This window comes from Sphingomonas aquatilis (assembly GCF_014196115.1).
Lineage (GTDB): Bacteria > Pseudomonadota > Alphaproteobacteria > Sphingomonadales > Sphingomonadaceae > Sphingomonas > Sphingomonas aquatilis.
Genome location: NZ_JACIDB010000001.1, coordinates 16,664 through 36,408 on the forward strand (window position 1 = coordinate 16,664; position 19,745 = coordinate 36,408).

Consider the following 19,745-nt stretch of genomic DNA (forward strand, 5'->3'; position numbering starts at 1 on the left):
AGCCCTTGATGGCCGGGCAGTCCTGTAGCGCCTCGCTCGGGAAGCGGGCCCCTTACCGCCGCCGCGTGCAAAACGCAAGGACGGGCGACCGATGCGGAACCGGAACGAGGGCGCACGCGCTTGGCCACTCGATGGAGACGCCCGCTTCCGCCCCGTCCCAGACGATCCCGCCCGCGCGCCGCCGCCGGGCGTGGCGAATCGCGCGCAACATCGTGCTCGCGGTCATCGCGCCGATCGTCGCGATCTGGCTGGTGCTCTATATCACCAAGGGCCGCTTCCTGCGCGCGCCCTTCGAACGATTCGTCGGCGGCCAGACGCATCGCGCGGTGCGCATCGACGGCGACTTCCAGCTCTATTTCGCGCCGTTCAAGATCAAGTTCGTTGCCGAACGGATGACGATCGCCAACCCCGCCTGGGCCAGCCGCCCCTATCTGTTCGACGCGGCGCGGATCGACACGCGGATCGCGCCGCTGTCGCTCTTATGGGGCAAGCGCCGGCTCTATTGGCTCGATCTCGTCGACGGCAAGGTCGACCTCGAATGGAAGCCCGACCACAGCACCAACACCTGGACGTTCAGCGACAAGAAGGGCGGCAAGCCGCTCGATTTCCCCCGCATCGATGTCGCCAACGTGCGCGGCACGACCGTGCGCTACGTCGACCCGCGCATGCAGGTGACGGCCGACCTCGCCATCGCCGACATCCGATCGACCGATGCGCGCATCGGCAGGTCGGTCGGCGTCACCGGCACCGGCCGTATCCGCACCGCGCCCTTCACACTGACCGCGCGCCTGCTCACCCCCGATGCGACGGTGAACCGCGGCCAGAACCAGCTCGTCGCGCGGATGCGTGCGGCGGGGAACGTGATCGACGTCGCGGGCACCTTGCCATCGCTCGCCGAAATCGAGGGCGTGCCGCTGTCGGTCGCCGCGCGCGGGCGCAACATGGCGGACCTGCTCGGCATCATCGGCGTCGCCATCCCCAACACGCGCACCTATCGCGTTCGCGGCCAAATGGTGAAGGACGGCGCCGACTATCGCTTCACCCGTCTCACCGGTGTCGCGGGTGCGACCGACCTTGCCGGCACGCTCACCGTGACGACGGGCGAGCGGCTCCACCTCGACTCCACGCTAGCGACCAAACGCCTCGACATCATCGATGCCGCGCCCTTCATCGGCTACAATCCCGATATTGTCGCGACCAAGGGCGCGGAGGCCGCGGCGGCGGCGGCCGGGGCGGCGAGCGGCCGGCTGCTGCCCGATGCCGCGCTGCCGATCGCGACGATGCAGCGCTTCGATGCCGACCTGAAGTGGACGGTCGGCGTCGTGCGATCGCGCAACGTGCCGATCAGCAACGTCGACCTCACGCTGGCGCTGAAGGACGGCCGGCTGTCGCTGTCGCCGCTCACCTTCGCAATGGCGCGCGGCAATGTGGCGAGCGACGTGGTGTTCGACACGCGCGCCCGGCCGTCGGCGGTCCGCTACGACATCCGCCTGACGCCGACGCCGCTCGGCCGGCTGCTCAAGGGCTATGGCGTCGCAGAGGCGGGGACGACCGGCACGATCCACGGCCGCATTCGGCTCGACGGGCGCGGCGATACGATACACGATTCGCTCAGCACCGCGCGCGGGCGCATCGCCTTCATCATTCCGCAGGGCGATCTGACGACCGGCAATGCGCAATTGTCCGAACTCGACATCGGCACCTTCGTGCAGAAGATGTTCGAGGACAAATTGAAGGAGCCGGTGCGCATCAACTGCGGGCTGGTCGGCTTCACCGTACGCGGCGGCGTCGCGGCGGCGGACCCGATCCTGATCGATACGTCGAAGAACGTGATCCTCGGCCGCGGCGGCTTCAGCTTCCGCACCGAAGGCGTCGACCTCGCCATCCGGGCGGACGGGAAGAAGTTCAGCCTGTTCTCAGGACAGTCGCCCGTCGGCATCGGCGGCACCTTCGCGCATCCCAAACTCGACGTGATCAGCAACCAGCTGCTCGGCCGCGCCGGCGCCGGCCTGGGGCTGGCGGTGGTCGCGACGCCCGTGGCGGGCATCCTCGCCTTCGTCGACGTCGGCGACGCCAAGGCCGCCGCCTGCGGCCCGGTCCTCGCCGGCGCCACCGCCGCGGCCCAGCGCACCACCAAGGGCGCCCCCCGCGACGACGTCGGCCACGGCACGACCGCCAAAGAGGAAAACGGCAAGGCCTCCGGCGGCGAACGCAAGACCCAGCGCAAGAAGTTCCTGGGGATCTTCTGAGGGGGAGAGGGGGGCTTCTACCAATCCGTCATTCCCGCGAAGGCGGGAATCCAGACACGCTACCGTCACGCATCCAGCGGAAACGTCAGAGGGTATGGATTCCCGCCTGCGCGGGAATGACGGGCCGTGTGGGGCGGGCGTCCCGCACACCGACGGCCAAGGCGCGCTCTCCCACTTCCGTCATCCCGGAGAACGCCGGGATCCATGGACAGCGCGCCATAAGCGTCGGCGCGCAAACGCTGCCGCCACCGCCACCATGGATCCCGGCCTCCGCCGGGATGACGGGTGGGGAGGGCGCGCGCCTCCCCACCCGTCAAACCTCAGTGATCATGCCCATGCGCCGCGCGCAGCGCCTCGAGCACGTCGTCCGTCCGCGCCGGGTCGCCGATCGCCAGCACATGGCCCGCGCTCGTCGCGGTCAGCGGATCGCCGTTCCAGTCGCACATCCGCCCGCCCGCGCCCTCGACCACCGGCACCAGTGCGGCAAAGTCATACAGCTGCAGCCCGGATTCCGCGACCACGTCGAGATGCCCGCTCGCCAGCAGCCCGTAATTATAGCAGTCGCCGCCATAGACCGGCCCCTGCCGCGCATGCCCGCCAGAGGCGGCGGCGACGAGCGCCATGTAATGCGGCACGTCGCCATCCGCGAACAGGTGCGGGCTGGTGGTGGCGACGATCGCGCCCTCCAGCTGCGCGCAGGATCGCGTGCGGGCGGGCGTGCCGTTGAAGGTCGTCGGCCGGCCGGCGACACCCAGCCAGCGTTCGCGCTGCACCGGCTGGTCGATGATGCCGAGCAGCGGCCAGCCATCCTCGACCAGCGCGATCAGCGTCCCGAAGATCGCGCGCCCCACCGTGAAGCTGCGCGTGCCGTCGATGGGGTCGAGCACCCATTGCCGCCCGGTCACACCGTCCTTGGTGCCATATTCCTCGCCGACCACGCCGTCGCCCGGCGCCTCGGCATCCAGCAGCCGCCGCATCGCCGCCTCCGCCTCGCGATCGGCGCGGGTGACGGGGGAGCGGTCGTCCTTCAGCTCGACGCCGTGATCGGCGCGGAAATAGGGACGGATCGCCGCGCCGGCGGCGTCGGCGAGGCGCTGGGCGAGTTGGATATCGGCGGCGGTAATCGGCATGATCGGAGCCCTATCGCGGGGCAGGGCCAGGCGCTAGGGTCCGGTCACGTCTTTGCAAGAGGATCCCTTCCATGCGTCTGTTTTCCGCCGCTATTGCCACGATCGCGCTTGTTGCCACCCCCGCCGTCGCCGGCCTGCCGGTGGGCGCGAAGGCGCCGACCTTCGCCACGCGCGGCGCGGTCGCCGGCCAGGTCGTCGGCATCGATCTAGCCCAGCAGCTCAAGAAGGGCCCGGTCGTCCTCTATTTCTTCCCCGCGGCCTTCACCGGCGGCTGCAACGCCGAAGCGCATGCCTTTGCCGAGGCGATTCCCGAATTCCAGAAGGCCGGTGCGACCGTGATCGGCATGTCGGCCGACGACGTGCCGACGCTGCAGCGCTTCTCGGCGGAAAAGTGCGCGGGCAAGTTCGCGGTGGCGAGCGCGGGGCCCGCGGTGATCAAGAATTACGACGTCGCGCTCAACGCCGGCGGCCGCGCGCTGACCAAGCGGACCAGCTATGTCATCGGCCGCGACGGCAAAATCGCGTTCGTCCACGACGATATGAACCCTGCGCAGCATGTGGCGTTGACGCTCGCCGCGGTTCGTCGCCTCGCAGCGAAGTGAAGCCACGGAAACTTCCTGATAACATTTCGCGGGTACACATCGCGGAACACCGGAAAGGGCGTAGATGAACGGGCCGTTGGCAGCGCGAAAGGACGGCAAGGGTGATCTATTCACCCGAATCGGCGACTTTCTCGCGTCTCAGGGCCTCAGCCCCGAGCCGGCCCATTACACCTTCGCCTATGATGTCATCACCAATCCCGACGGCGCGATCGCCCAGGCGGTGATGCGGCTGACCGATGGCGGCTTTCGCCTCAGCCGCTCCGACATCGAAAAGCTCGGCGGGCGCGTGATGCTGGGGGCCGCGGTCCAGCCCGAAGCGGAGCCGCCGCGCCCCAGCTATCGCGACCACCAGTCGGAGGTCGAGGACGAGGCGGTTCGCCTGGTCGAAGCGACCCAGGCGCAGGTCGACGATTTCGCGACGATGATGCGCGCGATGCAGGACCAGACGCGCGATTTCGGCGCGGACCTCGCCGAAAGCGCGGCGGCGATCGATACGGCGGGGCCGGCCGGCCTCGACGCGATCGCGCGCATCGCCGGCACGATGCTGGCCCGCGTGCGCGATGCCGAGGTGCGGCTCGACCAGGCGACGCGCGAGGCGGAAACGCTCCGCGCCAAGCTCGCCGAAGCGAACGACACCGCGCGCCGCGACGCGCTCACCGGCCTGCCCAACCGCCGCGCGTTCGGCGAGGCGTTCGACCATCGCCGCGAACTCGAAGGGCCCTTCTGCCTCGCAGTCTGCGACATCGATCGGTTCAAGCGGATCAACGACGCGCACGGCCATCAGATCGGCGACCGCGTCCTGTCCGCCGTCGCGCGCACACTCAGCGAGGAATGCCAGAAATATCTCGTCGTCCGCCACGGCGGCGAGGAATTCGCGATCCTGATCCACGGCCTGACCCTCGCCGATGCCGCCGCGCACCTCGATGGGGCGCGCAGTGTCATCGCCGGCAAACGATTCCGCCTGCGCGAAACCGACAAGCCGCTGGGGCAGGTGACGCTGTCGATCGGCGTCACCGCCGTGCAGACCGGCGAGACGATCGATGCCGCGTTCGAACGCGCCGACCGCCTGCTCTATACTGCGAAGAGCGATGGCCGCGACCGGGTGTGTGCCGCCTGATATTGGCGTAAACTGCGCCACCGCCGTGGCGGAAATTCCCAGTTTAATCTGAGCTGCCAAAGAAAACCGCGCAAATCCGCGGTTTTTTGCATTTGGCACGATGGCTGCAAAGTCCCTGGCATGCGGCGACGAACGGTTCGCCCGCCGCACCAAAAGGGAAACAGACCATGTTCATCCGCTTCGATATCGCTCAGCGCGCCGCCGTCTCGGTCGTTGCCGCGCTCGCCTTCGCCGGCCTCGCGATCAGCGCCGCCGTCCCTGTCCTGCCGATCGCCTGATCCCCGCAAGCCCTGAGGAGACGCATCATGTATCGCAGCTTCGCACTCGCGCTGTCCGCCTTCTGCACCACCGTCCTGGTCCTCGCCAGCCAGAGCACCGGCACCATCGGCACGATCGGCTGACGACCTACCCGGCGGTTGCGACCGCCCCGATCGGCCCGACCGGCGCATCCTCGCCCCGGCTATAGGTGCCGATCAACACCCCGGCGGCGAGCACATGCCCCGCCATCGCCTCCAGCATCGCGGCACGGCCGGGCGTCTCGCCCGGATCGCCGACGCCTGCATCAAGCGCGAACAGCTGGAAGGCATAGCGATGGCTGCCATGACCGGTCGGCGGGTCAGGCGGCAGCCAGCCTTCGCGAAGATAGGAATTCCGGCCGACGTCGCGCTCGGGCGTTCCCGCGCCATCGCTCCGGATCGCGCCTTCCTCCAGCCGACCCGTGTCGGCGGGCATGCCCCAGACGACCGCATGGACCAACGGTTGCGGCGCCGGTGCGTCGGCATCCTCGACCAGCAAGGCGAGATGCGCCGTGCCGTCGGGCAGCGGCCCCCAGACCAGCGGCGGCGACACGCCATCGCCGTCCGCGGTGAAGCGTTCGGGCAGCCGCGCGCCATCGGCGAAGGCCGGGCTCATCAGCTCGATCCGCGGGATCGCGGTGCCCAGCGTACCGCGTGCGATCGCCAGCTTTTCGGCGCCCGCGCGCACGTCGGACAGCGCTTTGCCCAGCCAAGCGGGGATATGTTCCAGCATCAGCCTTGCTCCTGCGGGCAATCGCCGGCGCGCATCACCGGCGCTTTGTTTGCAGCGAACCAGCGGCTGCGGTCGCCCATCGTGTCGGCATCGTGGTAACATGCTTCCGCGCGCGATCCGTCGGCGCCCAGCACCAGCGTCCAGTCGTTGTCGCCGCAATCGTGCGGCATACAGCCGTGCGCGGCGATGCGGCCATCGGCGGTGCGGAAGATCGGCACGGTCACCGCATCGCGGTTCACGAATCGCCGGCGGATGCGTTCGTCGCCCACCGCATCGTTCAGCGCGCGCGCCACTTCGGTACGATCATAGAAGCCGACGCCATCGACCGCATCGGTCGGATATTTGCCGATATAGGCGGTCAGCGCATCGGCATGCGCCTGGCCGGGCAGGGGCTTGGGCATCTGCGTCGGCGGCGGGACGAAGCCGGCGGCGGCGGCATTGTCGGGGGCCTCCGCCTTGCGCGCGCCGCCACAGGCCGCGAGGCAGAGGATCGGGGCAAGGCCCATGGCGAGAAGGATCGGACGCATCGTCATGGAACGCAAGACAGGCCCCGGCGGTTGCCTGTCGTATGACCGGGTCCGACGCCACCGATCTCGATCGCTTCGTCCGCGCGCAGGAAGGCGTTTGGAATCAGGCGCTTGCTGAGCTGCACGCCGGCCGCAAGACCGGCCATTGGATGTGGTTCGTCTTCCCGCAGATCGCCGGTCTGGGCAGCAGCGCGATGGCGCAAACCTATGCAATCCGTGATGCCGACGAAGCGCGTGCGTATCTGGCGCACCAATTGCTCGGCGGGCGGCTGATCGCGATGACGCAGGCGGCGATCGCGGCGCCCGGCAGTGCAGAGGCGATGTTCGGCAGCATCGATGCGATGAAGCTGCGGTCGTCGATGACGCTGTTCGCCGCGGTCGCCGACGATCCGACACCCTTCGAAGCGGCGCTGGAGCGCTTCTACGACGGGCAGCGCGATCCCAAGACGCTGGCGCTGCTCAGCGAACGCTGACCAGCGTTACACCTTCGCCGAAAAGATCATCCGGCCCTGGCCCAGTTGCGCGAACACCTGCGACAGGTCGCTTTCGCCGACCGCGAAACAGCCCTGGCTGCGGCCGAGCATGCCGTGCGTGCGCAGCATGTCCTTGTTCGCATACCACGCCGAATGCACCACGATCGCGCGCGCCAGTGCATTGTCGTTGGTGGCGTCGAGGCCGATCAGTCGCTGCGAGCGGCCATGCTTGCCGACATAATAATCGTCGGTCACGAACGCGCCCTGCGAGGTCGCGTTGGAATTGGGCTCGTTCGAAAAGCGCTTCAGATAGCCGGTGTGCGCCGGGTCCGATCCGCTGCCGTGCGCGACCAGGAACGACTGGCTCTTGCCCGACACCAGGTCGACCAGGTGGAAGCGCGGCTCGGACGAAGACGCCGCCATGTCGGCGATCGCGATCCGGTCGCGGCGTGGGATGCGGCGGCCATGCTGGTTCAGCGCGGCCATCGCCTGGCGCATCAGATCGGGGCGCACGACGCGCGGCGAGGTGATGGCTTGCGCGAACACGCGCGGGCGCGGGGCCGGCAACGGCGGTTCGCTGACCGGCCGCAAATCGGCCTGGCTCAAACGGCGGGTCGCGGCGGAGACCGTTCCCGGCATCGCCAGCGTCGTCGCCAGCACCAATCCGTTCTTCAGCAGCGCACGACGATCGCGCGCGCCATCATTCTGATTTTGCATCGAATTTCCGTAATGCCCCGGTTCTTGCCCGCAGGACATCATATAGCAGCTTCGGACTTAATATTCTGCGGGTCCCAGCCCCAAGTCAGCGTTGCGGTTGCACGCTTCGGCGCGGGTTGGGCTCGATTGATCCGATTTGGCCATGGCACCAGCCGCGATATCGCGCGTTGAGACCCGCGAAAGGCAAACGAAAGTCAAGGGCGAATCGATATGGCACAGCGATCGACACGATGGTTTTCGGCGATGACCGCGGCGGCGCTGGTAATGGCGCTTCCGACCCCCGCATTCGCGGCGGCGGCCAGCGATGCCCTGGCCCCGGAAGTCACGTCGCTCGCCCCCAATCGCTTCCTGTGGAACGACAGTGGCAGCAGCGAACCGGTCAGCATCGTCGTCTCGATTCCCGATCAGAAGGCCTATGTCTATCGCGGCACGATGCTGATCGGCGCGTCCACCGTCTCGACGGGCAAGGACGGCAAGGAGACGCCGGTCGGCGTCTTCCCGATCTTGCAGAAGTCGGAAAAGCATAAGAGCAACCTGTACGACAGCGCGCCGATGCCGTTCATGCAGCGCCTGACCTGGGACGGCGTCGCGATCCACGCCGGCATGAACCCGGGCTTCCCCGCCTCGCACGGCTGCATCCGCGTGCCGACCGATTTCGCCAAGAAGCTGTTCGCGATCACCAGTCGCGGCACGCCGGTGCTGGTGACGGACGCGTCGGCCGCAGAGGGCTGGACGCTGCCCACCAACGCCGACGCCGCCGCGATGCAAAGCGAGACGGCGACCGCCAACGAGGCGTGGTTGCAAACCGCGTCGCGGTGAGCAGGAGGGGGCAGCCACCCCTATCCGTCATTGCGAGCGCAGCGAAGCAATCCAGAGCCGGACCAGGACGCCCCGGATTGCGTCGCTGCGCTCGCAATAACGAACGGCCACGCCCCTTGCCGCAGCCCCACACCTGACGCACAGCTGGAGCCCATGACCGACCTCGTCACCATCCGCTCCGGCGCATTGACCGCCGTGATCAACCCCGTCGGCGCCGAGCTGACGCACCTGCGCGACGCCGACGGCCGCGAGTTGATGACCAACGCGGACCCGGCCTTCTGGACCGGCCACGCGCCGATCCTGTTTCCGGTGATCGGCATGACGTACGAAAAGGCGATCCGGCTCGATGGCACATCCTATCCGATGGCCAAGCACGGCTTCGCCCGCCACAGCCTCTTCGACACGGTCGCGCAGTCCGACGCCAGCGTCACCTTCGCACTGACCGACAGTGCCGAGACGCGCGCCGCCTATCCCTTCGCCTTCCGGCTCGAAATCACGTTCACGCTCCGGGATGCGACGCTCCACGTCGAGGCACGCATCCACAACCCCGCGACCGAGCCCATGCCGGCAAGCTTCGGCTTCCACCCCGCCTTCGCCTGGCCGCTGCCATATGGGCAGGACCGCGCCGCCCATCGCATCGTCTTCGATGCCGACGAGCCCGACGCATTGCGCGTCATCGCCGCCGACGGCACGATCGCCGCGGGCACGCGCCCGTCGCCGCTCGACGGCCGCACGCTGACGTTGCGCGACGACCTGTTCACCGACGACGCGCTCGTGTGGGATCACGTCCGCTCCGACGCGGTGACCTATGGCGCTCCGCAAGGCCCGCAATTGCGCATCGCCTTCCCCGACACGCCGATGCTCGGCATCTGGACCAAGCCCGGCGCCGCCTATGTCTGCGTCGAGCCCTGGCACGGCATCGCCGATCCCGAAGGCTTCACCGGCGACTTCCGCGACAAGCCCGGCGTGTTCGACGTGCCGGCCGGCGGTGAGACGCGCATCGCGATGCAGGTGACGCTGCTCGCCTGAGGCGAGTGACGTCGCAGGTCATCGTCGCTCGCACTGACGGACGACGACGGTGTCGGAACGTCCTGCGCCCTTACACCGTCACCTGTTCGCCCAGCTCGAGCACCTTGCCCGGCGGAATCTTCAGGAAGTCGGTCGGGTCGCTCGCGTTGCGCTGCATGAACATGAAGATGCGATCCTGCCACAGCGGCATGCCGACGTCCGCTTCGGGCTTCAGCGTATTGCGGCCGATGAAGAAGCTGGTCTTCATCGCATCCAGGCTGCGCATCTCGGTCTTGCCGCCGACGCCCAGGTCGGCGGGCACGTTCGGCGATTCCATGAAGCCGTAATTGAGAACGACGATTTCGAAATTGTCGTCCAGCCGCTCGACGGTCGCGCGCATCTCCGGCTCCACGACCGGGCGGTCCGTCGTGCGGATGCTGACCACCAGGTTGCGCTCGTGCAGCACCTTGTTGTGCTTGAGATTGTGGAGCAGCGCGCCCGGCGCGGATCGCGGATTGGCAGTGAGGAACACCGCGGTGCCCGGCACGCGTTCGGGCGGGCGCTTGGCGAGCGCGGCGGCTAGGTCGGCGAGCGGGATGCTCTGCCGCGCCTCGAACGCGCGCACGATGCCCTTGCCGCGCACCCAGGTGTAGATCAGCAGGCCGATCGATGCGGCGATGACCAGCGGCACCCAGCCGCCCTCGATCACGCGCAGGATGTTCGCGCCGAAGAAGATGAGGTCCAGGCACAGGAACGGCAGCACCGCCGCCAAGGCCCACACCCGGTTCCAGTGCCACACGTGCCGCGCGACGAGGTAGCCGAGCAGCGTCGTCACCACCATCGTCCCCGTCACCGCGATGCCGTATGCTGCCGCCATCGCCGAGGATGTCTTGAACTGGATGATCAGCACCAGCACGCCGATCATCAGCAGCCAGTTGATCGCGGGGACGTAGATCTGCCCGACGAACGACGCCGACGTCTGCCGCAGCTTCATCCGCGGCAACAGCCCCAGCTGCACCGCCTGCTGCGTCAGCGAAAAGGCGCCGGTGATCACCGCCTGGCTCGCGATCACCGTGGCGAAGCCCGCCAGCACGATCAGCGGCCCGCGCATCGATTCGGGCGCCATCAGGAAGAACCAGTCCTGATTGGTGAACGGCTTGCCCGCAGCGGCGGCGGCCTCGAGGCGGGAAAGCGCAAAGGCGCCTTGCCCCAGATAGTTGAGCGTCAGCGCCGGGAACACGAGCAGCAGCCAGGCGATACGGATCGGCTTCTTGCCGAAATGCCCCATGTCCGCGGTCAGCGCCTCCGCGCCCGTCACCGTCAGGAACACCGCGCCCAGCACGAACAGCCCGACCGTGCCGTGGGTGCTCAGGAACTGGATGCCATAGGTTGGCAGCAGCACGCGAAAGATCGACAGCTCGTCGGCGATATGCCACGCGCCCAAGCCCCCGATCGTCAGGAACCAGACGATGCACACCGGCCCGAACAGCGACGCGACCCGCGCCGTGCCCTTGGATTGCAGGAAGAACAGCGCGATCAGGATCACGATCGTCAGCGCGCGGATCGTGCCTTCGTCGAAGAATGTGGCGGCGCTGGGAATAGTGCGCAGCCCCTCCATCGCCGACAGCACCGACAGCGACGGCGTGATGATCGCATCGCCATAGAACAGCGACGCGCCCGCCGCGCCCAGCACCAGCGCGATGCGGCTGCGCACGCCGATCGACTTGCGCGCCAGCGCCGCCAGCGCCAGCACGCCGCCTTCGCCGTGATTGTCGGCGCGCATCAGAAACAAGACGTATTTGACCGTGACGATCAGCGTCAGCGTCCACAGCGCGAGGCTGAGCACGCCGAGGATTTCGGACGGGTCGATCCCGTCGCCCGCCGATTGCTGTAGCGCCTCGCGAAAGGCGTAGAGCGGACTGGTGCCGATATCGCCGAACACGACGCCCAGCGCGCCGACGGTCAGGCCGATCAGCGCGGGATGGGCCGACGCGGAATGCGCGCCCGTGGATTCGGAAGCGGGTGCTTCGACGGCAGCCGACATGGCGCGCTTTTACCCCTGTTCAATCCCCCGGCGCGGGAGGACGGCGCGCTTTACGCCGATTTGCCTGCCGCGCAAGAGGCTTTGGGTAAGGGCAGGGTAACGGCTTGATCGGGTGGGGGTTTGCAGGCATGGGCGGGCCATGGTTCCCTTTTCGTTCGGCGGTCAGACCCTGTGCGCGTTGCCGGATGGCGCCTTGTGGTGGCCGGCACGTTCTGCGCTGCTGGTTGCGGACCTCCATTTCGAAAAGGCGAGCTGGTTCGCCGCGCGGGGCCAGATGCTGCCGCCCTATGATTCGCTCGCGACGCTGGCCGATCTCGCGCGGATCGTGACGGCGACGGGGGCGAAGGAACTGTGGTGCCTCGGTGACAGCTTCCACGACAGCGACGGCTGCGACCGGCTCCCCGCCGAGGCGCAGTTACGCCTGCGCGCGCTGACCGAGGGGCTGCGCTGGACGTGGATCACCGGCAATCACGATTCCGGACTGAAGGATCGCTGCGGCGGCACGGTGCTGGACGAAGCGACGGTCGACGGCCTGGTCCTGCGCCACGAAGCCGATCCGCACGACAGCCGCCCGGAACTGTCGGGCCATTTCCATCCCAAGCTGCGCCTCCACGTCCGCGGCAAGCAGGTCGCGCGCCGCTGCTTCGTCGCGACGCCGCGCAAGATCGTGCTCCCCGCCTTCGGCGCGCTGACCGGCGGCCTCGACGTCGATCACCCCGCGCTGGTCAAGGCCGTGGGGCAGGGCGCCGAAGCACTGGTGCCCGTCGAACAACGCCTCCTCCGCTTCCCCATCGCGGCCTGACACCTACCCTCGTCATCCCGGCGAACGCCGGGATCCATGGACACGATGCAGCCAGCGTGGCGCACATCACCAGCCGCGCCGAAACCATGGATCCCGGCCTCCGCCGGGATGACGAGTGTAGGGCATCCCAAACCACCCACCCCCCGTCATTCCCGCGAAGGCGGGAATCCAGACTGGCGAACCGTGCGGCTCGATCACCGGCGTTCGGAGGGTATGGATTCCCGCCTCCGCGGGAATGACGAAGGGGTGAGGGGCAGGCGGGAATGTCCCGGCGCTGGACGAAGCGACGGTCGAAAGCACAATCCTGCGCAACGAAGCCGAGTCGCACCACCGCCCCTCCCGTCATTCCCGCGAAGGCGGGAATCCAGGCTGGCGAACCGTGCGGCTCTATCGCTGGGGTTCAGAGGTTATGGATTCCCGCCTACGCGGGAATGACGGGGAAGGGGAGGCACGAACGCCCCAACCAACAAACACGCCCTCACCGCGCCAGAGCCGGAAACCCCGCCTTGAACGCCGCGACCTTGGGCTTGTCCCAGCGCACGATGTACGGATGCATCGGGTTCCGGTCGTAGAAGCGCTGGTGATAGTCCTCCGCCGGGAAGAACCCGCCCTGTTCGATCCGTGTCACGATCGGCTTGGGGAAGCTCTTCGCCGCCCCCAGCTGCGCGATATAGGCGCGCGCCACCGCGGCCTGCCGCGCGTCCTGGGGGAAGATGGCCGAGCGATAGCTCGGCCCCGTGTCCGGTCCCTGCCGGTTCAACTCGGTCGGATCGTGCGCGATGGAGAAATAGACGCGCAGCAGCGTCGCATAGCTGACGACGCGCGGATCGTAGGTCACGCGAATCGCCTCGGCATGGCCGGTGCGCTCGGTCGAGACCTGATCGTAGGTGGCGGTCGCGCGGCTGCCGCCCGCGTAGCCGGCGGTGACGGTCTTGACGCCCTTCACCCGCTCGAACACCGCCTCCATGCCCCAGAAACAGCCGCCCGCGAACACCGCGGTCTGCGTGGCTGTGGTGGCGGGGACGTCGATCTTGGCGACCGGCAGCGGCACCGCGCGTTCGGCGGCGGCAAAGCCGGTGGAGGCGAACAGGGCGCCCGCCAGAGCGGCGCCGGGCAGCAGAACTTTCAGCATGACACTGATATGGTGAGGAAACCGCGTCCGTCCAGAGCCAGTGGCCTGAGCGGTCCGGCGCATTCGTATCGCCCGGTGAGGCTTACTGCGCCTGGACGATCGGCGACGCGGCCGGGATCGGCTGCGCATGCTGCGCGCTCGCCGGCTGCAGCGTCACGACGCCGATCGCGCCGATCGCGAACCCGCCGAGGAACTTCCAGAAGAAGCGGCTGTTGAACATGTTGCGCATAACGCACCTTTGTCTTGTCGTTCGTTGGGGCGACGACGTGCGTCGTCTTGCCCGGTTTCAGCGGCCCAGATGGTCGTCCGGACCGCCACTCTCAAGCGCGTTTATAGAAACGCTGGATTAACGCGGCGTGGCCGCTCCGTTCATCACCCGTCAGGATTTGCGGCCGATACGGATGGATGGGCCACACTTGCCCCCAATCCCGTTCGTGCTGAGCCTGTCGAAGCACGGGGTTCCACACGCGATGCCGGTGCGGGCGGCAATCCGCCCTTCGACAAGCTCAGGGCGAACGGTAGGAGGCGGCTTCCCGGCTTACCGCAGATCCGCGCACGCCTGCTGGATGCGCGTGCAGGCCTCGCGCAGCAGATCGTCCGACGTCGCGTAGCTGATCCGCATCGCCGGCGACAGACCGAACGCCGCGCCCTGCACCGCTGCGACCTTGGCATCGTCGAGCAGATAGCCGACGAAATCCTCGTCCGTTTCGATCTTGCGGCCGTTCGGCGTCGTCTTGCCGATCAACGGCGCGAACGACGGATAGACGTAGAAGGCGCCTTCCGGCGTCGGGCAGGTCATGCCCTCGATCTGGTTGAGCATGCCGACCACCAGGTCGCGCCGCGTCTGGAACGCCGCCGCACGCTCCTTGAGGAAATCCTGCGGGCCGGTCAGTGCCGCCACCGCCGCCGCCTGCGCGATCGAACAGGGGTTGCTGGTCGACTGAGACTGCAGCTTCGCCATCGCCTTGATCAGCCACGGCGCGCCGGCCGCAAAGCCGATCCGCCAGCCGGTCATTGCATAGGCCTTCGAACAGCCGTTGACGGTCAGCGTCCGCTCGTACAGCTCCGGGCACACTTCGGCGATCGTCGCGAAGCGGAAGCCGTCATAGACGATATGCTCGTACATATCATCGGCGAAGATCCACACATGCGGGTGCCGCGCCAGCACCGCGCCCAGCGCCTTCAGCTCGGCGACGGTGTAGGCCGCGCCCGTCGGGTTGGACGGCGAATTGAGGATCACCCACTTGGTCCGGGGCGTGATCGCCGCTTCCAGCGCCTCCGGCGACAGCTTGTAATCCTGCTCCGGCCCGGCGACCGCGAACACCGGCGTGCCGCCCGCGAACTGCACGATATCGGGATAGCTCACCCAGTATGGCGCGGGAATCACCACCTCGTCGCCGGGATCGACGCTGGCGACGATCGCGTTGAACAGCGTGTGCTTGCCGCCGACGTTCACCGTCACCTGATCGGGCGTGTAGGTGAGGTTATTGTCGCGTGCGAACTTGGCGACGATCGCCTGCTTCAGCTCGATCGTGCCGTCGACGTTGGTGTATTTCGTCTTGCCGTCGCGGATCGCCTGGATCGCCGCATCCTTGACGAACTCCGGCGTGTCGAAATCCGGTTCGCCCGCGCCCAGGCCGATCACATCGACGCCCGCGCGCTTCAGCTCGAGCACGCGGCTGGTGATCGCGAGCGTGGGCGAGGGGCTGATGCGGCCGAGTGCGGCGGAGGGCTTCATGGAACGGGCCTTGAATGGCGGAAGGACTGCGCGCGCCTATAGACGCAAGGCCTCGCTTTTCGCAATCGCAACAACCGCCGGCATCAGCCCGCGCAGCGCGTTTCCGACGAAAAATTGCCCGCCGAGGTCCTCCGGCGACACATTCGCCTCCACCGCCCGCCCCGAATCGATCAATCCTGACCGCAGCACGCCGGGCAGCAGGCCGAGCGCCAGCGGCGGCGTGCGCAGCGTCTCACCGCTGCCGCCCACGAACAGTGACGTGAAGCTCCCTTCGGTCAGCAGCCCGTCGGGGCGCACGAACACGACCTCGTCCGTCCCCGCCGCCACCCGCGCCGCGTCGTAGAAGCCGCGATCGCTGGTCTTGTGCCGCAAGCGGAAATCGCTCGGGTCGACCGGCAGCGGCACTATCGCCACCCGCAGCGGCGCGGCGAAGGGCGCGGGCATCGCCGCCACCTCGATCGCAGTCGCCCCGCTCTGCGCCAGCAGCAGCCGCACCCGTGCGGGCCCCCGCAACCGAAAGGTCGCCGCCTGCAGATCGTTGCGCGTGCCATGCCGGTCGAAGCGGAAGCCCAGCGCCCTGGCGCTCGCGGTCAGCCGGGCGAGATGCGCCTCCAGCAGCGGCAACCCCTCGTCGGGATCGAACGCCATCGTTTCGATCAGGTCGAGCGGCGCCTGCCCGCGCGTCACGAACGCGCCCTTGGCGAGGCACTCCGCATATTCCTCGTCCACCCGGCTGTCGGCGACCACGCCCGATCCCAGCCCCAGCGTCGCCACCTCGGCCCCCGCCGGCACCGCCAGCGTACGGATCGCTACATTGAACGCCGCATCGCCCTGCGGATCGATCCGCCCGATCGCGCCGGTATAGATGCCGCGCGCCTCCGGCTCGACCGCGGCGATCACCTCCATGCTGCGCTGCTTGGGCGCGCCGGTGATCGACCCGCACGGGAACAGCGCCGTCAGCACGTCCACCGCATCCGCCCCCTCGGCCAACGTCGCGGTGACGGTCGACGTCATCTGATGCACCGTCGGATAGCGCTCCACCCGGAACAGCTCAGGCACCGCGACGCTGCCCGCCTGCGCCACGCGCGACAGGTCGTTGCGCATCAGATCGACGATCATCAGGTTCTCGGCGCGCTGCTTGGGATCGCCGGCGAGCGCATCCGCCAGCGCCGCATCCTCGGCCGGGGTATCCCCCCGCACCGCCGTCCCCTTCATCGGCCGGCAGGTAAGCGCATCGCCCTCCAGCGTGAAGAACAATTCGGGCGACAGCGACAGCAGGTGGCGCTCGCCGGTCGCCACCAGCGCTCCATGGCCCGCCGCCGCCTCGCGCCGCAGCCGGGCGTACAACGCCGCCGGATCGCCCGCGATCGCCACGTCGGTGCGGATCGTCAGGTTCGCCTGATAGATATCGCCCGCCCGGATCAATGCCGTCACCGCGGCAAAGGCGGCATCATAGGCCTCGCGGGTCTCGCGCGGCCGCGGCGCACTCGCCCAGGCGCCAGCCGGATCGGGCAACAGTTCCGCGACGGCCGCCGCGCCCAGCGTACGATATTCCTTGAACAGCCCGAACCACAGCAACGGCCCGTCGCCCTCGCGCACCGGCACCGCACGCGCCGCCAGCGCCGCCCCCGCTTCATAGGTCAGATAGCCCGCCGCATGCAGCCCCCGCCGCCGCGCGCCACGCAGCCGTGCCAGCGCCGGCAGCACCTCCGCCTGCGTCGCCGCGGCGACGATCTCGACCGGATCGGTATAGAGCCGCGCACCTGCCCCCCCGTCCCGGGCATCATCCAGCAGTACGAAGGGCGCAGATATCATCGCGGTCCAAATGCACAGGCGATGCCGCCGGGTGCAAGCGACGATTGCCGCCCCAGCCCCACGCGCCTATCTCTTTGGGCATGACCGATACGCCCCCCCTTCGCGCCGCGATCATTCAGGTGACGCCCTTCCAGCAGAATTGCACGCTGATCTGGTGTACCCAGACGATGAAGGCGGCGATCGTCGATCCGGGTGGCGACCTGCCCCGCATCAAGGCCGCGGTCGCGCAGGCGGGCGTCACGGTCGAAAAGATCCTGCTCACCCACGGCCATATCGACCACGCCGGCGAGGCCAAGCCGCTCGCCGACGAGTTGAACGTGCCGATCGAAGGCCCGCACGAGGCCGACCGCTTCTGGCTCGCCCGCCTCGACGATGACGGCAAGAATTACGGCATGGCCGGCGTCACCTTCGAACCCGACCGCTGGCTGGTCGAAGGCGACACGGTCAGCGTCGGCAACTTGCAGCTGGACGTCTACGAAACCCCCGGCCACACCCAGGGCCATGTGATCTTCCACCACGCGCCCTCGAAATTCGCGCAAGTGGGCGACGTCTTGTTCCAGGGTTCGGTCGGCCGCAGCGACATGCCCGGCGGCAACCACAAGCAGCTGATCGAAACGATCGTCACCAAGCTCTGGCCCCTGGGCGACGACACCACCTTCATTCCCGGCCACGGCAACCCGAGTACGTTCGCCCACGAACGGGCGAACAACATGTTCGTCAGCGACCGGGCACTGGCGGCGTAGGCGTTCAACGGCGAGCCGGCTCCCGGATGACGCTGAATTGCGTAACCAACTGAACGCGGAAGGTCGCAACGCCTTTGACTGCCGCCCCGGCGGGGTCGCGTGCCGGTGTGAACAACGTCTTGTTCAGCACCGGCCCGCATGCGGTCTTAACGACGGTTGACGCCGTCTTTTCCGTGACCGCCCGGCAGTCCGTAATCGATCCGTCGGGCGATACGGCCCCGCGGAATGTTGCGTCGATGTCGGCTTTTCCGGATGTTGCGGCGAGCGTGACGAGATCGCGGTTCGGAATCCATTCGTCCCGGCTTTTGACGGCGATCGGGGGCCGGCCGCCCGGAGCGAATTGCGCAGCGTCTGCGCCCCAGGCGATCAACTGATCCGCGCTGCAGGCACGAAGGGCCGCAATGGCCTTGGCGGCGTTCGGAATGGATACCGTCCCTGCCACCTTCGACCCGATCGTCAGCGCAATCGTGTCCGCACCTGCCATATCGTCGAGCACGGCCGGCGCCACGCCCTCCATGCGCGCCACGGTCCGCCCGTCCGGCAAGACAGAAGCGCGGGTAAGGCCCGTCAGCGTCGCCTGCGAAGGCGCGAATAGCAGCGAACCGGGCCCGAGCGGTGCCGCACCCTGCCGCTCGCCATTCAGGATGAAGACCCGATAGCTATCGCTGCCTGGTATGGTGTCCACGATCAAAGACGGCGCCGCCGGGTCGCCGCTTCGCTCCAACTGGCAATGGGCCGGATCGATCTTCACGGCCCAGCGGGGGGCAGACTGCGTCTGGGGTGCGCCCGTCTGTAAAGTGAGAAACGCGCCCACCAACACTGTTGCTATCATTCCACCGTCCTCCCCGAACTTGGTCGAGGATGGCATAGCGATCTTGCTACCGGCAAGCCGGACGAAGCCGAACGAACCGCCGGAGTTTGAGACTGATATCAACCCTTCACCAGCAATAGCTTCCCCGTCTCCGATCAGACGTTTCGGGAAAGCGCAATCGGGAACGGATTTCGGGAATGCAGACCCTGCAGGTCTCCGTCAGCGCGATGGGCGTAGTCTGCTTCCCATTGGAGGTTCGTTTTCGGGAACGCAGCAAGAGTGTCGATTAGTCTCTAAATCAGGCTGATGGCATAGGCTTGGAATTCCGTATCGCGGGTCCAGCCTGCATTTTCATACACTGATTGTGCAACAACATTAGCCACAGCAGTCGAAAGCGACAGCCGCGACGCTCCGACCGCTCGGCCATATTCGCAAGCTGCATTCAGCAGCGCTCGACCTGCCCCGGTGCGGCGAGCAGCGGGGGACACAAATAGATCATTAAGAATGAACGTCCGCGCCATTCTCGCCGACGAGAATGATGGGAATAGCTGAGTGAAGCCAACTGCTTGATCTACATCGCAAGCAACGAAGACTACCGATTGTTGGTGCTCAAAACGATCTGCTAGAAATGCTCGTGCGCCATCAGGATCGGAAGCTTGTTTATAGAATTGTCGGTAGGCGTCGAACAACGGAACCAATGCATCTAGATCATTGATAGTAGCCTGACGAACGATCAAAGACGCTGCCTCCTTCAACAACCTCATCGTCACCCTATGTCCCGAGCGCGTGGGCCATGGCAATCTTTAATCTGAGATACCTCAAGCACCAGCATTCCCAGAACACCATCGTTTTCAGAAAAGCAGGCGCCGCGCCTTGCGCGCTCAGGCCCAATCATCCCGCCATGAGGCGAACCGCAGCCTCCTGACCGCCAACGCTCTTGCGAACGGCGTCGCCTCGCAAGCGTCATGCCGGTGCTGTCCTACACGCCC

Annotated in this window: 19 protein-coding genes; 8 read left to right on the forward strand and 11 right to left on the reverse strand. The window is 67.5% G+C overall.

What is annotated here, in order from left to right; all coding sequences use genetic code 11:
* Nucleotides 1–131 precede the first annotated feature (131 nt).
* Nucleotides 132–2,249 (forward strand): AsmA family protein, encoded by a 2,118-nt coding sequence (locus GGR47_RS00080; RefSeq protein ID WP_147035084.1) that lies wholly within the window; start codon nucleotides 132–134, stop codon nucleotides 2,247–2,249.
* A gap of 320 nt (nucleotides 2,250–2,569) precedes the next feature.
* On the opposite strand, the gene GGR47_RS00085 is transcribed toward GGR47_RS00080, so the two are convergent.
* Nucleotides 2,570–3,379 carry an inositol monophosphatase family protein gene (locus GGR47_RS00085; RefSeq protein ID WP_147035085.1) on the reverse strand — a complete coding sequence of 270 codons (810 nt, stop codon included), beginning with the start codon at nucleotides 3,377–3,379 and terminating at the stop codon, nucleotides 2,570–2,572.
* A gap of 71 nt (nucleotides 3,380–3,450) precedes the next feature.
* Between GGR47_RS00085 and GGR47_RS00090 the strand changes: the two genes are divergently transcribed.
* Both GGR47_RS00090 and GGR47_RS00095 read left to right on the forward strand, forming a co-directional pair.
* Nucleotides 3,451–3,981 (forward strand): peroxiredoxin, encoded by a 531-nt coding sequence (locus tag GGR47_RS00090; RefSeq protein WP_043061300.1) that lies wholly within the window; start codon nucleotides 3,451–3,453, stop codon nucleotides 3,979–3,981.
* Nucleotides 3,982–4,045: 64 nt separating this feature from the next.
* On the forward strand, nucleotides 4,046–5,098 hold the full coding sequence (locus GGR47_RS00095; protein WP_017977263.1) for a GGDEF domain-containing protein: 1,053 nt from the start codon (nucleotides 4,046–4,048) through the stop codon (nucleotides 5,096–5,098).
* Nucleotides 5,099–5,503: 405 nt separating this feature from the next.
* Here GGR47_RS00095 and GGR47_RS00100 read toward each other — a convergent pair whose 3' ends face one another.
* Both GGR47_RS00100 and GGR47_RS00105 read right to left on the reverse strand, forming a co-directional pair.
* Nucleotides 5,504–6,127, reverse strand: a complete 624-nt coding sequence (locus GGR47_RS00100) for a YbhB/YbcL family Raf kinase inhibitor-like protein (protein WP_017977265.1) — start codon at nucleotides 6,125–6,127, stop codon at nucleotides 5,504–5,506.
* Complete coding sequence (locus GGR47_RS00105) at nucleotides 6,127–6,654, reverse strand: hypothetical protein (protein ID WP_244304959.1); 528 nt, start codon at nucleotides 6,652–6,654, stop codon at nucleotides 6,127–6,129. Before GGR47_RS00105 ends, GGR47_RS00100 begins: the two co-directional genes overlap by 1 nt.
* A gap of 41 nt (nucleotides 6,655–6,695) precedes the next feature.
* Between GGR47_RS00105 and GGR47_RS00110 the strand changes: the two genes are divergently transcribed.
* Complete coding sequence (locus GGR47_RS00110) at nucleotides 6,696–7,127, forward strand: DUF1810 domain-containing protein (protein ID WP_147035087.1); 432 nt, start codon at nucleotides 6,696–6,698, stop codon at nucleotides 7,125–7,127.
* 6 nt (nucleotides 7,128–7,133) lie between these two features.
* On the opposite strand, the gene GGR47_RS00115 is transcribed toward GGR47_RS00110, so the two are convergent.
* On the reverse strand, nucleotides 7,134–7,844 hold the full coding sequence (locus GGR47_RS00115; RefSeq protein WP_043061297.1) for a murein L,D-transpeptidase catalytic domain family protein: 711 nt from the start codon (nucleotides 7,842–7,844) through the stop codon (nucleotides 7,134–7,136).
* 210 nt (nucleotides 7,845–8,054) lie between these two features.
* Between GGR47_RS00115 and GGR47_RS00120 the strand changes: the two genes are divergently transcribed.
* Both GGR47_RS00120 and GGR47_RS00125 read left to right on the forward strand, forming a co-directional pair.
* On the forward strand, nucleotides 8,055–8,663 hold the full coding sequence (locus GGR47_RS00120; RefSeq protein ID WP_063687154.1) for a L,D-transpeptidase family protein: 609 nt from the start codon (nucleotides 8,055–8,057) through the stop codon (nucleotides 8,661–8,663).
* Between the two features lie 153 nt (nucleotides 8,664–8,816).
* Complete coding sequence (locus tag GGR47_RS00125) at nucleotides 8,817–9,692, forward strand: aldose 1-epimerase family protein (protein WP_147035088.1); 876 nt, start codon at nucleotides 8,817–8,819, stop codon at nucleotides 9,690–9,692.
* A gap of 70 nt (nucleotides 9,693–9,762) precedes the next feature.
* On the opposite strand, the gene GGR47_RS00130 is transcribed toward GGR47_RS00125, so the two are convergent.
* Nucleotides 9,763–11,715, reverse strand: coding sequence for a potassium transporter Kup (locus GGR47_RS00130; protein WP_043061294.1), 1,953 nt, complete (start codon nucleotides 11,713–11,715; stop codon nucleotides 9,763–9,765).
* Between the two features lie 139 nt (nucleotides 11,716–11,854).
* On the opposite strand from GGR47_RS00130, the gene pdeM reads away from it, so the two are divergent.
* Complete coding sequence (pdeM, locus tag GGR47_RS00135) at nucleotides 11,855–12,517, forward strand: ligase-associated DNA damage response endonuclease PdeM (protein WP_147035089.1); 663 nt, start codon at nucleotides 11,855–11,857, stop codon at nucleotides 12,515–12,517.
* 478 nt (nucleotides 12,518–12,995) lie between these two features.
* Here pdeM and msrA read toward each other — a convergent pair whose 3' ends face one another.
* From msrA to pabB, 4 genes are all read right to left on the reverse strand, one after another.
* The gene (gene msrA, locus GGR47_RS00140; protein WP_147035095.1) at nucleotides 12,996–13,649 is read right to left on the reverse strand and encodes a peptide-methionine (S)-S-oxide reductase MsrA; all 654 of its coding nucleotides are present in this window, start codon (nucleotides 13,647–13,649) and stop codon (nucleotides 12,996–12,998) included.
* Between the two features lie 82 nt (nucleotides 13,650–13,731).
* Nucleotides 13,732–13,878, reverse strand: coding sequence for a hypothetical protein (locus GGR47_RS00145; protein WP_017977274.1), 147 nt, complete (start codon nucleotides 13,876–13,878; stop codon nucleotides 13,732–13,734).
* A 309-nt stretch (nucleotides 13,879–14,187) separates the two neighbouring features.
* Nucleotides 14,188–15,387 (reverse strand): pyridoxal phosphate-dependent aminotransferase, encoded by a 1,200-nt coding sequence (locus GGR47_RS00150; RefSeq protein ID WP_147035096.1) that lies wholly within the window; start codon nucleotides 15,385–15,387, stop codon nucleotides 14,188–14,190.
* A gap of 36 nt (nucleotides 15,388–15,423) precedes the next feature.
* Nucleotides 15,424–17,202: an aminodeoxychorismate synthase component I gene (gene pabB, locus GGR47_RS00155; protein ID WP_183949401.1), complete on the reverse strand. Its 1,779-nt coding sequence runs from the start codon at nucleotides 17,200–17,202 to the stop codon at nucleotides 15,424–15,426.
* A gap of 80 nt (nucleotides 17,203–17,282) precedes the next feature.
* Between pabB and GGR47_RS00160 the strand changes: the two genes are divergently transcribed.
* A complete protein-coding gene (locus tag GGR47_RS00160) occupies nucleotides 17,283–17,945 on the forward strand; it encodes an MBL fold metallo-hydrolase (RefSeq protein WP_017977277.1) in 663 nt (220 codons plus the stop codon).
* Between the two features lie 4 nt (nucleotides 17,946–17,949).
* Here GGR47_RS00160 and GGR47_RS00165 read toward each other — a convergent pair whose 3' ends face one another.
* Both GGR47_RS00165 and GGR47_RS00170 read right to left on the reverse strand, forming a co-directional pair.
* Nucleotides 17,950–18,696: a hypothetical protein gene (locus tag GGR47_RS00165; RefSeq protein ID WP_244304961.1), complete on the reverse strand. Its 747-nt coding sequence runs from the start codon at nucleotides 18,694–18,696 to the stop codon at nucleotides 17,950–17,952.
* 353 nt (nucleotides 18,697–19,049) lie between these two features.
* Entirely contained in the window at nucleotides 19,050–19,520 is a 471-nt protein-coding gene (locus tag GGR47_RS00170; RefSeq protein ID WP_147035100.1) for a GNAT family N-acetyltransferase, read from the reverse strand.
* Nucleotides 19,521–19,745: the final 225 nt, after the last annotated feature.